This window comes from Pontibacter chitinilyticus (genome assembly GCF_039748935.1).
GTDB classification, from domain to species: Bacteria; Bacteroidota; Bacteroidia; order Cytophagales; family Hymenobacteraceae; genus Pontibacter; species Pontibacter chitinilyticus.
On record NZ_JBDIZJ010000008.1, the window covers coordinates 193,503 to 208,506 of the forward strand.

Annotated in this window: 16 protein-coding genes; 8 read left to right on the forward strand and 8 right to left on the reverse strand. The window is 48.6% G+C overall.

Translation table 11 applies throughout. The features are described from left to right. Positions 1-179 precede the first annotated feature (179 nt). Positions 180-1,049, forward strand: coding sequence for a YsnF/AvaK domain-containing protein (locus ABDW72_RS13660; RefSeq protein WP_347159132.1), 870 nt, complete (start codon positions 180-182; stop codon positions 1,047-1,049). 335 nt (positions 1,050-1,384) lie between these two features. Here the strand turns inward: ABDW72_RS13660 and ABDW72_RS13665 are convergent, their stop codons facing one another. After that, positions 1,385-1,951: a hypothetical protein gene (locus tag ABDW72_RS13665; protein WP_347159133.1), complete on the reverse strand. Its 567-nt coding sequence runs from the start codon at positions 1,949-1,951 to the stop codon at positions 1,385-1,387. A gap of 74 nt (positions 1,952-2,025) precedes the next feature. Continuing rightward, positions 2,026-2,733, reverse strand: coding sequence for a hypothetical protein (locus tag ABDW72_RS13670; protein ID WP_347159134.1), 708 nt, complete (start codon positions 2,731-2,733; stop codon positions 2,026-2,028). A gap of 141 nt (positions 2,734-2,874) precedes the next feature. Between ABDW72_RS13670 and ABDW72_RS13675 the strand changes: the two genes are divergently transcribed. Together ABDW72_RS13675 and ABDW72_RS13680 are read left to right on the forward strand one after the other, a co-directional pair. Continuing rightward, complete coding sequence (locus ABDW72_RS13675) at positions 2,875-3,522, forward strand: hypothetical protein (RefSeq protein ID WP_347159135.1); 648 nt, start codon at positions 2,875-2,877, stop codon at positions 3,520-3,522. Positions 3,523-3,589: 67 nt separating this feature from the next. After that, positions 3,590-3,835 carry a hypothetical protein gene (locus ABDW72_RS13680; RefSeq protein ID WP_347159136.1) on the forward strand — a complete coding sequence of 82 codons (246 nt, stop codon included), beginning with the start codon at positions 3,590-3,592 and terminating at the stop codon, positions 3,833-3,835. Positions 3,836-4,314: 479 nt separating this feature from the next. Here the strand turns inward: ABDW72_RS13680 and ABDW72_RS13685 are convergent, their stop codons facing one another. Then, positions 4,315-4,590 carry a hypothetical protein gene (locus tag ABDW72_RS13685; protein WP_347159137.1) on the reverse strand — a complete coding sequence of 92 codons (276 nt, stop codon included), beginning with the start codon at positions 4,588-4,590 and terminating at the stop codon, positions 4,315-4,317. A 313-nt stretch (positions 4,591-4,903) separates the two neighbouring features. Further along, positions 4,904-5,074 (reverse strand): hypothetical protein, encoded by a 171-nt coding sequence (locus ABDW72_RS13690; RefSeq protein WP_347159138.1) that lies wholly within the window; start codon positions 5,072-5,074, stop codon positions 4,904-4,906. Positions 5,075-5,776: 702 nt separating this feature from the next. Between ABDW72_RS13690 and ABDW72_RS13695 the strand changes: the two genes are divergently transcribed. Beyond that, positions 5,777-6,379 carry a TetR/AcrR family transcriptional regulator gene (locus ABDW72_RS13695; protein ID WP_347159139.1) on the forward strand — a complete coding sequence of 201 codons (603 nt, stop codon included), beginning with the start codon at positions 5,777-5,779 and terminating at the stop codon, positions 6,377-6,379. A gap of 134 nt (positions 6,380-6,513) precedes the next feature. Here ABDW72_RS13695 and ABDW72_RS13700 read toward each other — a convergent pair whose 3' ends face one another. Both ABDW72_RS13700 and ABDW72_RS13705 read right to left on the reverse strand, forming a co-directional pair. After that, a complete protein-coding gene (locus ABDW72_RS13700) occupies positions 6,514-7,671 on the reverse strand; it encodes an iron-containing alcohol dehydrogenase (protein ID WP_347159140.1) in 1,158 nt (385 codons plus the stop codon). A gap of 35 nt (positions 7,672-7,706) precedes the next feature. Next, entirely contained in the window at positions 7,707-8,717 is a 1,011-nt protein-coding gene (locus ABDW72_RS13705) for an NADP-dependent oxidoreductase (RefSeq protein WP_347159141.1), read from the reverse strand. Positions 8,718-8,846: 129 nt separating this feature from the next. Here ABDW72_RS13705 and ABDW72_RS13710 point away from each other — a divergent pair, with 129 nt between their 5' ends. Further along, positions 8,847-9,959 carry an SGNH/GDSL hydrolase family protein gene (locus ABDW72_RS13710; protein WP_347159142.1) on the forward strand — a complete coding sequence of 371 codons (1,113 nt, stop codon included), beginning with the start codon at positions 8,847-8,849 and terminating at the stop codon, positions 9,957-9,959. An 84-nt stretch (positions 9,960-10,043) separates the two neighbouring features. Here ABDW72_RS13710 and ABDW72_RS13715 read toward each other — a convergent pair whose 3' ends face one another. Further along, entirely contained in the window at positions 10,044-11,279 is a 1,236-nt protein-coding gene (locus tag ABDW72_RS13715; RefSeq protein WP_347159143.1) for a pyridoxal phosphate-dependent aminotransferase, read from the reverse strand. Positions 11,280-11,565: 286 nt separating this feature from the next. On the opposite strand from ABDW72_RS13715, the gene efp reads away from it, so the two are divergent. The 3 genes from efp to accC all read left to right on the forward strand — a co-directional run bounded on the left by efp (position 11,566) and on the right by accC (position 14,080). Next, on the forward strand, positions 11,566-12,129 hold the full coding sequence (efp, locus tag ABDW72_RS13720) for an elongation factor P (protein WP_347159144.1): 564 nt from the start codon (positions 11,566-11,568) through the stop codon (positions 12,127-12,129). A 3-nt stretch (positions 12,130-12,132) separates the two neighbouring features. Next, on the forward strand, positions 12,133-12,615 hold the full coding sequence (accB, locus tag ABDW72_RS13725; protein ID WP_347159145.1) for an acetyl-CoA carboxylase biotin carboxyl carrier protein: 483 nt from the start codon (positions 12,133-12,135) through the stop codon (positions 12,613-12,615). A 121-nt stretch (positions 12,616-12,736) separates the two neighbouring features. Beyond that, positions 12,737-14,080 carry an acetyl-CoA carboxylase biotin carboxylase subunit gene (accC, locus tag ABDW72_RS13730; RefSeq protein ID WP_347159146.1) on the forward strand — a complete coding sequence of 448 codons (1,344 nt, stop codon included), beginning with the start codon at positions 12,737-12,739 and terminating at the stop codon, positions 14,078-14,080. Between the two features lie 142 nt (positions 14,081-14,222). Here accC and ABDW72_RS13735 read toward each other — a convergent pair whose 3' ends face one another. Then, positions 14,223-14,879 carry a hypothetical protein gene (locus ABDW72_RS13735; RefSeq protein WP_347159147.1) on the reverse strand — a complete coding sequence of 219 codons (657 nt, stop codon included), beginning with the start codon at positions 14,877-14,879 and terminating at the stop codon, positions 14,223-14,225. Positions 14,880-15,004 lie beyond the last annotated feature (125 nt).

A 15,004-nucleotide genomic window follows, 5' to 3' on the forward strand; every position in this document is an offset into this window, starting at 1 on the left:
GTAGCCCCGCTGTTTTCTCGCTGTAAGTATGGCTAACCTCCAAATACTACTTTCCTATTGCTATATATCACATAATGAATTATTTATCAAACTGTTAGATACAAACTATTTAAGATATCTCTTCGTACTGCATATACACGTATTTTATAAATCAACTCTGAAATCAATCTTAATAAATTATGGCACAGACAGTAGTAGGAATTTTCGATAATACTGGTGAGGCACACGCTGCCGTTGCAGAACTAACACGCAGTGGCTTTAACCGCAACAACATTGATGTATCGGCTCGTAACAACCCAGACACGGATATAACCGACACAAATACCACCACTACCCACCGTCATGATGATGATGACGATAGCATTGGGGACTTTTTCAGGCACCTGTTTGGTGGCGATGACGACGATAGCCATCAGCATTATTCTGAAGTGGCACGGCGCGGCTCCATCGTTACGGTGCATGTTGACACAGTAGAAGAAGCAGAACGAGCAGCCGACATTCTGGATGATCATGGTGCAGTTGACATTGACGAGCGTGCATCGCAATACCGCAGCGGCGCAGGATATGGAACTGGTGCGGGTGTAGGTGCAGGCACCACAGCCACTACCGAAACTACCCAATCAACCGACACCTCGATTCCGATTATTGAGGAGAACCTGCAGGTAGGCAAGCGTGAAGTGGAAACAGGTGGTGTGCGGGTACGTAGCCGCATTGTAGAACGCCCTGTAGAAGAGCATTTGCGCCTGCGCGAAGAGCATGTATGGGTAAAGCGCAAGCCAGTGAACCGACCCGCTTCTGAAGCAGACCTAAATAACTTCCGCGAAGGAGAAATTGACATGACCGAGCATGCCGAAGTTCCGATCGTGAACAAGGAAGCGCGTGTTGTAGAGGAAATCAACATCGGCAAAGAAGTTGAAGAGCACGACGAGAGCGTTAAAGGCACTGTTCGAAAGACAGATGTGGACGTAGAGAACCTGAAAGGCAATGCTGGACTGGAAGGCCGAAATGATGTTAACCGAAATGATCCAAACCGTCCCGGAAACGTATAATTCTTCGTTAAACGGACAACAAAAAAGGCAGCCTGGTAGCAGGCTGCCTTTTTTGTTGCCTAAGTATAGGGGCGTTGCCGCAGAAGAAGTATAAACCCCGAATACAGGCATCTGTAGTCCAGCAAGAAAGCAGCACAATGTTAATATTAACTATCTGCGGTAACACTTAAAAACGCAATTCGTATCTCACCAGACTTTCTGCATACCCCAGACATCTGGTAAGCGGGTGCTTCTGAAGTATAAAGCAGTATTATAGAAAAGGCCGTAGCTTCCGCTACGGCCTTTTCTATAATACTGCTCAAACTCCTGCTGGAGTCGAGGAAGTATAGCTTTGCTTAACGGTTTCGACGGCCGTTATTGTCATAGTAATTGTCATCGGTACGGTCCCGTGATCCGTAGTGGTCGTTGCCAAAGTCTAGGAACTCGTCGGTATTGCCGTAAGAAGATTCATGGCGGAACCCATGGTTGCCCCGGCTGTCAAAATCGCGGTACCTGTCTCCCTCTTCTGGGTTGTCATAGTTGGGGTTATAGCCCAGCGAGTAGCTGTAGTGGCGCGGCTGACCGGCATAAGGCCCTTCTGCGTACGGGAAGTAACCAATCCTGTCCAAATCTCCATCTGGCCGTTGGTTGCGCAGGCCATAGTTATAAGACCGCGGCTCGTCAGAGTAATTAGAGATGTCGTACATCTCCTGGTAACGGTCTTCGCGGTTTCCCTCACGGCCTCCGCTGCTGCCATAGGCACGGCTCTGCTGCAGCCGGTAGTGCTCTCCGGGCTCGGAGCGGGTATCTCCTAAATGTGCATGTTGGCGGCCATGGTAACGGCCACTATTATGGTTATCATAGCCTTCTTGCCTGTATTGGCGGCTAAAGTCGCCATAGTTGCTTGCTCTATCGTTTTTCATATGTTCAAAAGAAGAAGGTGGCAGTAGCCAGAAAGCAAGCCCCCGCCACCAAGTGTTATCAGTTATATATCTACTTATCTGTTTCTGTTTCGGTCATTGCGGCCATTGTCCTGGTCATAGCGGTCGTGGCGCTGGGCGGCATGGCCATGATTCCAGCGGTCCAGGTTGCTGTAGTAGCTACCTTCGCCGTAGTGCGTTTCTCCTGCAGCATAGTTGCGGCCGGCAAATCCGGTAGTATAGTCATTATCATACATCCGGTTGCCTTTCTCATTTCGCCTGAACGATTCATTATCACTTCGCGAGTTTCGAGCCCAGTTGCCTCCGTTATCGCCCCGGCGCACGTCGTGTCCAAAGCGCTCATCTGCCATACCATAGCGGTAATCCGGCGCCTGGTTTCTGCCATAGTTGTAGTTTTGATCGCTGTAATCTGCACGGGCATCATAGTGGCGGCCGGAGTTATAGCTGTCCTGTTGGTAGGTCATCCCGTAAGGATTGTCGCTGTGGCTGTTGCGGGTAAAATCCTGGCCGCTGTAATGGGCGCCGCCAGCCTGAAAGCGCCCCTGCGGGTACATCTGGCTCTGGTCGGCATGGCTGTTAAAAATTCTGGTATCACCGTACTGGCTGTCGGCATTATCACCATAGCCCCGGTTAAAATGTGTATCTATCGTATAGTTTCCGCGGTCAGAGTTTTCGCCATGGTGATGTCCATGTAACCACTGGGCATCGCTCCTGTTTCGGTTTCTTTGTTCATCGCGGTAATCATCTCTTTCGTTATTTCTCATAGCTTTTATTATATGCGTGTTAAAACTCGTTATGCTTATATGTACGACAGGTAGGGGCAGATGGGTTAAGCCAGACCGCAGCAGCTACTAAACCTGCGGCGCTGGCAACCGTTAAAAGAAAAGAGCAAACACGAGAAAACTATGGACCAAACAAACTGGAATAACAGAAACAACACGCATCCTTCCGACAACCAGTACCGCGATAACAACCGCCCGGTAGATGAAGACAGGTACAGAGGAGCCTACCGCTTCGACACGCATAGCCCGGATAGGAACGAAACCACCTATAATGGCTTCGACGACCGGCAGGACAATGCACGCGGCAATAGACAGCCATACGGCAATAGCCACCGGGAGAGCTTTTATGCAAATAGTGGCAGACAAGAGCAATACTACCGCTCCCATCCCCGTGATTATGACAGCGATCAGGGCCAGCACACACAGCAGTATAGCTCCGGCAGCCGCAATTTTAACGACCGGCAGAGTACTTCTGATCGTGCCCACTACCGGTTCCGGGACTCCTCGGCACTCGGTAACTTTGATGGCAATTATGGCCCGGATCATTATGGCAGTGGCCACGGTGATAACTACGGAAATATGGCTGGCTCCCTAAGCTACGGCTATGACGGCAGCAATAATTACGACCCGGACTGGAACCGGCACTATGATCCGATGAGTGGACACCACCGCAGCTACCATGGCCATTATACCAGCCGCCACCCAGAGTACTATGATGAACGCGACCGAGGACAGCACAACAATGATTTTAGACCCTTAAACCGGTACTAAAGAGCGCATCGGCACACTACAGGCGGCACAAAGCCGACCTGATTTTTATACTATAAAACCAGAGACCATGCAGACGAACGATAAAGACGACAAAAAGAAAGACATGTTGAAAAATGAAGATGTGAATGACACGCTGAACAAAGGCAATAGTGTACCTAATATTCATCCAACAGGTGAGCCTGAAACGGTAAGCGAAGAAGAGATCATGAAGGGCACAGTTGGCGGTGCTCCATCACAGAAAAGCGGAAGCCGCGGCAGTGCCGATATCCAGGACGGCGGCTCAGATGTAGGCAGCAGTGCCGGCAGTCATTAATATGGCAAAGATGATTCGGCAATACTAGCTGCAACCTTTCCAGTAAAACAAGAAGAGCGACCATCGGGCCGCTCTTCTTGTTTAAACTGGGGCTAAAGCTTTGATTATCTACCTATAGTACAGCCAGATGTAGTATTGCTGGCAGTTACACCATCCGTAGAGCTACTCGTGCTCGTGCCTGACGTAGTTACATTTGTAGTTCCTCCTTTTACCTCCCGGCTTTATCTTCGTCACATGAAGTAAACTTTACGATCTCTGTACAACTTACATCACACGTTTTCAAAGAAAAACACGGAATTTAGCAGTCCTAAAGTACGTAAAAACAGGTAAATATGGGTCAAAGCTTACGCCTGTCACTAGCAAAAGAGCTTTATAATTATGTTAGAATATCCTGACTTCATCCAGTTTTATCCTTAAGCTTCAGGCAAAAAAAGAGCAGCTTTCGCTGCTCCTACTTATTGACCAGAGAAAACTGCTTACTACAGGTCTGTTGAAGATCCTGCAGTAGTGCCAGCGGTTGTACTGCCTTCTGTAGTACCGGTTGATGCTCCCGTATTGGTGCTGGCCGTATCGGTACCAGTCGAGTCGGTGATGTTACCATAACCCGTTAAATTATCCGTCGATTCAGGTGCAGATTCTGTGGTGTTGGTATAGTCGTCTTCTTTAGGTAAATCGCCGTTGTTTCCGCAAGCTGCCATGCAAAAGGTAAATCCGATAGCCGTCATCGCCATTATTACTTTTCTGTTAATTTTCATACGTATAGTTTTTAGTTATTCAATAAAGTAGCCACCTGCATCAGAGCGAAAATGCACCACGAGCAGAATACGTTGTTTCGGTAGCCCTATATACGGTTGTACGTGGCGCCAGACTTGTTTTAACGCAAAAAAGCTAAATTACGGCCTTTAGTAGTTACGGGCAATGCTTTTTAAGACCTGGCAGCACCAGCATAAGCTCGTCCTTCACTTTGCCTGCTGTTTATCCAGACCTGCACAATGAAACCACATATGTTGTAAAAAGAAAAAGCCACTGAACAGTGGCTTTTATACTTTAGAAAATAACAGTTTATACTTACTGTAATTCCTCCTGTTCCATATACTCCCAAACAGCGTCTTCTGTCGTACCATTACGGGCAGCATACAGCAACATGGTCGTATATACGCCTATCAACAAAAAGCTTAACGGAATAGAAAAGACAAAGGAGGCAACGAGCGTTTTTACAGGGTTCAGCCTGGACTTCATTTTTGTAGAAGAATACCAGAAAAACAGCACATTGAAAATCCCTGATAAGGCAACAAAATTAATTACGTCTACCATCGGCCGCAAGTTAAAATATAATTATTCTTTTATTTTGATTTCAATTAAAAAAGACTACCCGTCTGTATGATCGCCATTCTGCTACAGCTGTCTTTTCATACAAGGCCTATTTCAAGCCATTCCCAATGCTGTTAGTGCAATGTAAGAGGCTTTTAAATAAATTACAAATGGATTTCCATAAAAAAATTATAGTTGCTATGATTTACAACAACAGCGTTGATGGCTAGCTTCAGAGCAGGATAAGATGCAGCTTCGCACAGCAGTAATTTGCACTTACAATATATATAATATTATAAATATAATATCCAATAGGGAAGCAATCTTTCAGGGGATTGTGTAAGGTATAACGTGCACCTGAATGCCAAAATTATACTTCAGCTGTCCATTGTCAGGTACCAGGCAATTTTATTTCAGAGGCTACCTACTAAAATATTGCACACTGCTGTTAGCTTTCCATCTGGCAACAGGACAGTTACAATAATTTAGCTGGGAACAAGTAGCAGCAAAATACCATTTATCCTATTTAGCGCAATTTTTGGTAGGCTTTCTTCCTAATTTTCCTGATTTTTGTGCAGCAATTAGCGTTTCAACAGCAATAACAAGCCACATCGAAAACAAATTTACCTTATGGATAAACCTGACGTAATTCGCGGGCGCATTATTCAGGAAGCCAGCGCCCTATTTTTTTCAACAGGTTATAGTCATGTACTGATGTCCGAATTGGCTCAGCGCCTTGGCATGAGTAAAAAAACACTCTATTTATACTTCGCCAGCAAGGAAGAACTGCTTCAGGTCGTCATTAAGGAATATCAACAGGAGATACAATCTGAAGTGGAGCGCTTGCTAAAGGATGAAACCCAGGCTTTCCCGGACAAGATAAACCAGATCTTCGGCTTTGTAGCCACAAAACTATATACGGTTAGCCCTACTTTTGTGAAAGATGTAAAAAAACATGCGCCAAAAGGCTGGGCCCTGGTACAAGCCTACAAAGCGGATGCAGCTTTTATAAGGTTTAACACCCTGCTGAATGAGGGCGTTCGCCAAGGCTACGTGCGACAGGATGTGAACCGACCGCTGGCTGTGCTGCTGTACGCCAGCGCTTTGGAAAGCATCCTGAACCCGGACTTTACACAACAGGTCCCTGAAGACCTGATGCAGGAACTGCCGCTAAAGCCTGCCTCGGTGTTTGATGGTTTGCTCAACATTATCTTTCATGGCATTCTGATGTAAGCACCACAGTATATTTAGGTATACTGGGGCATACTGCTGCCTTAGGTGCCAGAAAAACTATCTTCCAGCATTAGAGCAAAACGCCACGACAACCGAAGCTATCGTGGCGTTTTGCTTTGAAAGAGCTTACTCGCTTATAGGCTTAGGGTAAGAATCTTCTCCACGTCTTCAATCTGAATATCGGATCTTTCTCCCAAGTTCTTCACTCCCCGTTCCTTAAAACGCTGCACAATCATCTGAATGGTATCCTGCTCCACCTCGTAGTCCTGCAAACGAGTTGGAATGTCGAGCGATTCGAAGAAGCTGAGGGTCGCCTGAATAGTCGCTTCGATCTTCTCGTCATCAGTTCCTACCGTCACATCCCAGATGCGCTCGCCGTATTGCAGCAACTTCTCCTTTTTGGTTTCCTGCTTATAGCGCAGCAGCGAAGGGAGTACAATTGCCAGCGTACGGGCATGGTCGATGCCGTGCAGGGCTGTGAGTTCGTGGGCAATGTAGTGGGTGGCCCAGTCCGTCGGTACCCCTACCCGGATAACGCCGTTCAGCGCCATAGTAGCAGCCCACATAATATTTGCCATAGTATCGTAATCCTGGGGGTTGTCCAGCGCCTTAGGCCCCTCCTCTTTCAGAGTTAGCAGAATGGCTTCAGCCATGCGGTCCTGCAGCGGCGAATTTACTGGATAGGTCAGGTATTGCTCCAGCACATGCGTAAAAGCATCTACCACGCCATTGCTGATCTGACGCAAAGGCAATGTGAAGGTAGTTTCCGGGTCCAGCACCGAGAATTTAGGAAACGTAAACGGACTGCCAAACGAGAACTTTTCTTTTGTTTCTTCGCGGGTGATCACGGCACCGGAATTCATTTCTGAGCCGGTTGCCGGCAAGGTGAGCACGGCCCCAAACGGTATTGCTTGCGTCGGTTTAATGCCCTTAGAGAGCAGGTCCCAGGGGTTGAGTCCTTCGTAAAGCGCTGCTGCCGCAATAAACTTTGTGCCGTCTATTACAGAGCCTCCGCCAACAGCAAGTATAAAATCGATCTGCTCGCGCTTGGCAATGCCCACCGCCTGCATCAGGGTTTCATAGCGCGGGTTTGGCTCAATCCCCTGAAACTCAAATACAGTGTGGCCCTGCAGCGCCTCCATCACTTGCTCGTACACACCATTCTGCTTAATGCTGCCGCCGCCATACGTCATCATCACGCGGGCATCGGCAGGTATTTCCTTCGTAATGGCAGCAATCTGCCCTTTCCCGAAAAGTATTTTTACCGGGTTATAAAACTGAAAATTATTCATCGTCGTCAAAAAATTCTAAATATGTAGTATAATGCTTAAGATGGGTCCGCCACTTTCACGAGTTGTTTGCCAGTATTCTGGCCCGTAAACAAGCCGAAGAACGCTTGCGGCAGGTTTTCAAACCCATCTATAATGTTTTCCTGGTACTGCAGTTTGCCCTGCTGCACCCACTGTGCCAGTTCACGAGCTGCCTCACTAAACCGGCTGGCGTAATCGCTTACAATAAACCCCTTCATCAGCGCACTGTTCTTCAGCAGCATACCCTCTATACGTGGACCCGTTGGTGTAGTGGTGGCGTTGTAAAAAGCGATCTGCCCACAAATAGCTATGCGGGCGAATTTGTTCAGGTTAGCGTATACACCATCTGTTATCTCGCCTCCTACATTATCAAAGTATACGTCAACGCCATCCGGACAGGCCTCGCTAATAGCTGCCGCCATGTTCTCTGTCGTTTTATAGTTGATGCCTGCATCAAAGCCCAGCTCAGTGGTCAGGAAATCTATTTTATCATCAGAGCCGGCAATGCCTACTACCCGGCAGCCTTTCAGTTTGGCGATCTGGCCAACGACAGTGCCCACTGCTCCCGCCGCACCTGATACAACAACTGTTTCTCCTTCTTTCGGCTCGCCAATAAACAACAGGCCGCAGTATGCTGTTAGCCCCGGCATACCAAGTATACCCAGGTAATAACTGAGCGGGGCAATGTTTTTATCGATTTTGCTCAAGCCGCTGCCATCCGAAATGGCATACGTTTGCCAGGGCAGTGTGCCCATCACCACTTCGCCCTGTTGGAACGTATCGTTTCGGCTTTCCGCCACCTCCGCTACTACGCCGCCTTTCATCGGCTCGCCTACCGCATAAGGTGCCGCATAGGATTTAGCGTCGCTCATGCGGCCGCGCATGTACGGATCAACGGAGATATAAAGGGCCTTCAGCAGCACCTCCCCTTTCTGCAGAGAGGATACTTCCTGTTCTTCAAACTTAAAGTTTTCTTCAGTGGGCATGCCTTTGGGGCGGCTTGCCAATAGTATGGATCTCGTTTTCATTGCTTAGGTCTTAAACTATGTTTAGACGCAGAACCGGCAGCTGTGGTTATTGTTTGCACCCAAAGTATAGGCACTTCCGGCGCAATCTCTTATATTAGGCGGCTAAAATCAAGTATAACCCTCGCCTGTATGAAAGATAACCGCTCCTGTTTAAGTTACCTGCTACTGCTGATGCTGATAACCAGTTGCAAGGTAGCTTCTCCCGAAAGCGCTGAAACCACCAGCTCGTTTATAGACTTCAAGAACGATCAGATTGCCTATACTGGCCGGATAGGCCTGCAAAGGCAGGATGCGGGCGCCTTATACTGGTCTGGTACTACAATTAGTATAAACGTAGAAGGGACTTCGGTGGCGGCTGTTTTGCAGGATGAAACCGGAAATAACTACTTTAACATTCTAGTAGATGGCGACACGGCACGCCTGCTGCGGCCCGGCACCACAAAGCAGGCCTATACGTTAGCCACCGGCCTTTCAGCCGGCAAACATACTATTACGCTGTTCAAAAGAACAGAGTATGACCGGGGCACCACCCTGTTCTACGGCTTTGAGTTGAGTAAGAACACCCGCCTGCTACCACCGCCTGCCCCCAAAAAGCGTAAGCTGGAGTTCTATGGCAATTCGATCACTGCAGGTTATGCGGTAGAAGATTACTCTGGCAAAGACCAATCGGACAGCACCTATACGAACAACTACCTGAGCTATGCCGCCATCACAGCCCGCCATTTTGATGCCGCTTATACTTGTATCTGCAAAAGCGGCATCGGCATTATGGTCAGCTGGTTTCCGTATACCATGCCCGAAATCTACGACCGGCTGAACCCCTCAGAGCCGGACAGTAAATGGGATTTCACGAAGTATAAACCGGATGTCGTAGTCATTAACCTGCTGCAGAATGACTCCTGGATTGTGACAAAACCGGAGAATGACCAATTTAAACGGGTATTCGGCACTACACCGCCCTCTAAAGAATTTATACTTAATGCTTACAGCACATTTGTGCAATCCGTGCGGGAGAAATACCCTGATGCGCAGATCATCTGTATGCTTGGCAACATGGATATTACCCAGCCGGGATCGCCGTGGCCGGGCTACGTGCAGGAGGCGGTAGCTACCCTGAAAGACGATAAAATTTATACGTTAGCAGTGCCTTATAAAAATACACCCGGCCACCCAAGTATAGCCGAACAGCAGCAACTAGCCGATGCGCTCATCCATCTTATTGAGCAGAAAGTTAACTGGTAAATGGTACTTGTTTGCTGCCTATACTATAAAAGAGAAAGGCTCCTGCTATATAGCAGGAGCCTTTCTCTTTTATAGTATAAATTGCTAAACAAATACGGACGTGGCGGGTACGCCCTGCTGGTAAGTCTCCAGGAAAGTGGCCAGTTTATCCATCGTCAGGCGCAGCTCCGCTAATTCGGGCAGATATACTACCCTAAAATGATCCGGCTGTTGCCAGTTAAATCCGCTGCCCTGTACCAGCAGTACATGCTGCTCGCGCAAAAAGTCGAGCACGAATTGCTGATCGTTCCGGATCTTAAACTTACGCACATCAATTTTCGGGAACAGGTAAAAAGCGCCTTTAGGCTTCACGCACGTAATGCCGGGTATGGCCGTAAGCCGGGAGTAGCAAAGCTCGCGCTGCAGCCCTAACCTGCCGGTGGGCTGCACCAGGTCGTGCATGTTCTTGTCGCTTTCAACGGCCGTTTTGATACCATATTGAGCAGGCACATTGCTGCACACGCGCAGGCTGGCCAGGGTATTCAGGCCATCAATGTATCTAGTGGCATTGGCCACAGGACCGCTGATAACCATCCAGCCAGCCCGGAAACCTGCCGCCAGGTAGTTCTTTGAAAGGCCGCTAAACGTGATGGTCAGCACCTTATCAGAGAAAATAGCCGTTGGGTAATGCACCGCACCATCATAGAGTATCTTATCGTAAATCTCATCGGAGAATACCACTAGTTCATGTTCCTCGGCCAGTTGCATGAGCTGTTGCAGCACTTGCGGGCTATACACCGCGCCGGTGGGATTGTTCGGGTTGATGATCACGATGGCGCGGGTGCGGGAAGTGATCTTAGACTGGATATCAGCCAGATCCGGGTTCCAGTCCGACTCCTCATCGCAAAGATAATGCACGGCTTTGCCTCCTGAAAAGCGAACGGCAGCTGTCCAGAGCGGGTAATCGGGTGTGGGAATGAGGACCTCATCGCCCTCGTTCAGCAGGGCCTCCACCGCATGCAGAATCAGTTCACTAACGCCATTGCCGATAAAAATATCTTCCGTATGCACCCCTTCTATGCCCCTGTCACGATAGTATAAACGCAACGCCTCCCGGGCTTCCAGCAAGCCTTTATGGTCGGAGTAGCCTTGTGCCTGCTGCAGGTTCTCAACAATTTGTGCCACCACTGCTGGCGCAGCCTGAAAACCAAAAGGCGTCGGGTTGCCGATGTTCAGTTTGGTAATCATATGCCCCTGAAGTTCCAGCTCCTTGGCTGCTTCATAAACCGGTCCCCGCAATTCGTAATGGACACTGTCTAACCTGGTGCTGCGTTGTATCATGTCTGGTAAAATTTCACTAATTTAAAACTTTAACGCATAACTATAGTATGGAATTTCTGGCACAAAAGAAAATTTACCCCGGCACTTTTAGCAGGTCTGCGCCGGCATAATGCAGAAAACCCTGCTTTTTGAGGGATGCTCAAAATACCCGCACCGGCTTAAGTATGCGGAAACCCATAGCGCTGCAAGGAGATTTGAGGTAGAATAACTAACTTTGCTTTGCAAGACAAAAAAAACAGCTTTACTTTTACCCCCCTTAATCAAGACACAACAAGAGATTATTTGTATGGCAACCACCGCTGACATTAGAAACGGATTGTGCATGGAGTTCAACAACGACCTGTATGTTGTTATTGACTTCCAGCACGTAAAGCCAGGAAAAGGACCTGCGTTTGTTCGAACAAAGCTCCGCAACATCAAAACAGGCAAGGTGATCGATAACACCTTCTCAGCGGGCCACAAAATTACAACAGCCCGTGTAGAGCAGCGCCCACACCAGTTTATTTACAAAGATGATCTGGGCTATAACTTCATGGATATGAACACCTTTGAGCAGGTGACGCTAGAGGACTTGATGGTGCCGTTTGCAGACCTGATGAAGGAAGGCCAGGAGGTAACGATCCTTTACCACGCTGAAACAGAAACGCCCCTAACCTGCGAGATACCTCCTTTCGTGGAGCTAACCATAACGTATACTGAGCCAGGCCTGAAAGGCGACACAGCCACCAATGCCTCAAAGCCCGCCATTGTAGAAACCGGTGCCACCATTCAGGTGCCCCTGTTCATTGGCCAGGACGAAAAGATAAAAGTAGATACGCGTACCTATTCATATGCTGAAAGAGTAAAATAAGACATGAAAGCGAAAGAAATCCAGGATCTGATTGACTTCATCGCGAAGTCGGGCCTTAACAAGGTTAACATTGAAACAGAAGAGTTTAAAATCTCGGTACAGCGCGAGCCAAACCAGAAAGTGAAGTATGTGAGCGAGCCAGCTCCTGTCGCTGCCCCACAGCCGCTGCCCGTTGCCGCACCGCAGGCTGCCCCTGCTGCCGCACCACAGGCCGCTGCCCCCGCTCCTGCCTCTAACGAGAGCAAATATGTAACCATCAAGGCGCCGATGATCGGCACTTTCTACCGCTCCTCCAACCCTGAATCACCTGTTTTTGCGAACGTAGGTGATGAAGTGAAAAAAGGTCAGGTGATCTGCATCATCGAAGCGATGAAGTTATTTAATGAAATTGAAGCTGAAGTGTCGGGCAAGATCGTGAAGGTGCTGGTAGACAATGCCTCACCGGTAGAGTACGATCAGGCCCTGTTCCTGGTGGACCCAAGCTAATTTACTGATTTGAAAGTTTGAAAATGTGAAGATTTGGAAATGGAGATGGTCCTGATCGTCTCCATTTTAGTTGTTTAGCATCTTCAAATTCATAAATCTTCAAATCTCCTAATCATAAATTATGTTCAAAAAGATACTGATCGCCAACCGTGGCGAGATTGCCTTGCGCATCATCCGGACATGCAAGGAGATGGGCATCAAAACGGTAGCCATTTACTCTACCGCAGATAAAGAAAGCCTGCACGTGCGCTTTGCGGACGAAGCCGTTTGTATCGGCCCGCCTCCCAGTGCACTGTCCTACCTGAACATTCCCAATATTATTGCCGCCGCCGAAATCACGAATGCAGATGCTATTCACCCGGGCTATGGCTTTTTATCGGAGAATGCAGAGTTTTCGCGCATCTGTGCCGAAAACAATATTAAGTTTATTGGGGCCACGCCAGAAATGATCAACGCCATGGGCGACAAAGCTTCGGCCAAGGACACGATGAAGAAGGCAGGCGTCCCTACCATTCCGGGTTCTGATGGACTGCTTAAGAACATGGAAGAAGGCGTCAAGCTGGCACAGAAGGTAAAATATCCTATTATCCTGAAAGCTACAGCCGGTGGCGGTGGCAAGGGGATGCGCATCGTACGCAACGATTCGGAGTTTGAAAAAGCCTGGAACGATGCCCGAACCGAGGCAAAAGCTGCTTTCGGCAATGATGGCATTTACCTGGAGAAATTTGTAGAGGAGCCACGCCACATTGAGATACAGCTAATCGGCGACCAGTATGGCAACGTGGCGCACCTGTCAGAGCGCGATTGCTCTATTCAGCGCCGCCACCAGAAACTGGTAGAAGAGACACCATCGCCTTTTATTACCGAGGAGCTCCGCGATAAAATGGGGGCTGCCGCAATTGCCGGTGCCAAGGCCATCAACTACGAGGGCGTAGGGACCATCGAATTCCTGGTAGACAAAAACCGTGACTTCTACTTTATGGAGATGAACACGCGTATCCAGGTAGAGCACCCGATCACGGAAGAAGTAATTGATTACGACCTGATCAAGGAGCAAATTAAGGTAGCAGCTGGCGAGAAGATCTCTGGCAAAAACTATTATCCAAAGATGCACGCCATTGAGTGTCGCATCAACGCGGAAGATCCAAAGAACGGCTTTCGTCCTTCGCCGGGCACCATTACCACGTTGCACGTACCAGGTGGCCACGGCGTACGCATCGACTCGCACGTTTATTCCGGCTATACTATTCCGCCGAACTACGACTCGATGATTGCCAAGCTCATCGTAACGGCTCAAACCCGCGAGGAAGCATTAGTAAAAATGAAGCGTGCTTTAAGTGAATTCGTGATTGAAGGCGTAAAAACAACTGTTCCGTTTCACTTGAAGCTGATGGATGACAAAGGCTTTAAAGAAGGAAACTTCACCACTGCCTATCTCGACGGTTTCGACTTCGGCGCACTGTAAATACCACATAAAACCCTAGTATAAAAAGAGCCCGCAGCTGATTTCAGCTGCGGGCTCTTTTTATACTATCCATTCGGCCTCTCCCCTTTTCCTGCTGCCTTCCGGCACCTGCTGCTTTTGGAAAGAAGCTAACGAACTATACTTACTTAGTGGCATAAGGAAAGTTGCGGGAAACTTTGCGCATCATGCGCTCAATCACATCATCCGTAGAAGAGGTGATGTCCTCGTCCATGGTCTTGAAGAAGCGCCAGAGCAGTTCTCCGTCTTTTCCGTTGTGAATAGTCATAGTCAGTGAGCCTGAGCCTGTCTTGCCGCCAAAGCCTCCCAGCACCACGGCTGTAGCCAGCGCCGCCCCTTCTGACTTGGACTGCTCCATGTCGAACTTGCCCCCGATCACCGCATCTACTCCCAGCACTTGGGCGATTTCCTCACGGGTATAAGACTGTAGATTTTCATACATACCTGCTTTACGGAGCAGTATGTTGGTCTTTTCCACATCCTGAAAGCTCACTGAATACGCATCGGATTTACGTAGCAGGTAAGTATACATGCTGCTCTGGATGTTTTGCGAGAGCGCCGCTTCCTGGTCCCGATTGGCCTCAGCACTGAAGTTCTTCGGCTGCTTTTTATACGAAATCCTTGCCTCAAACGGAAGAATAGCGACGGTTTTGTGGTTTGGCAGCACCGGACCCAAGTTGGGACTTTGATAGATCTGCTTGGTGCCCTCGCCCAGCAACACCTGGGACTGGGCTGCGTGCGCCAGCAAGGCGACTACGCAAAGAAAAAAATACTTTTTCATAGTTTGGAATTTTAAAGAATGTAGAAAGCGGTGATGGGTAGGCCGGGCGCTTTTCAGGGCGACCCGGCCCCACCATACTTCACCTATTGTACTCTAATTTTAGATCTAAGCTGTTCGACTCTGTG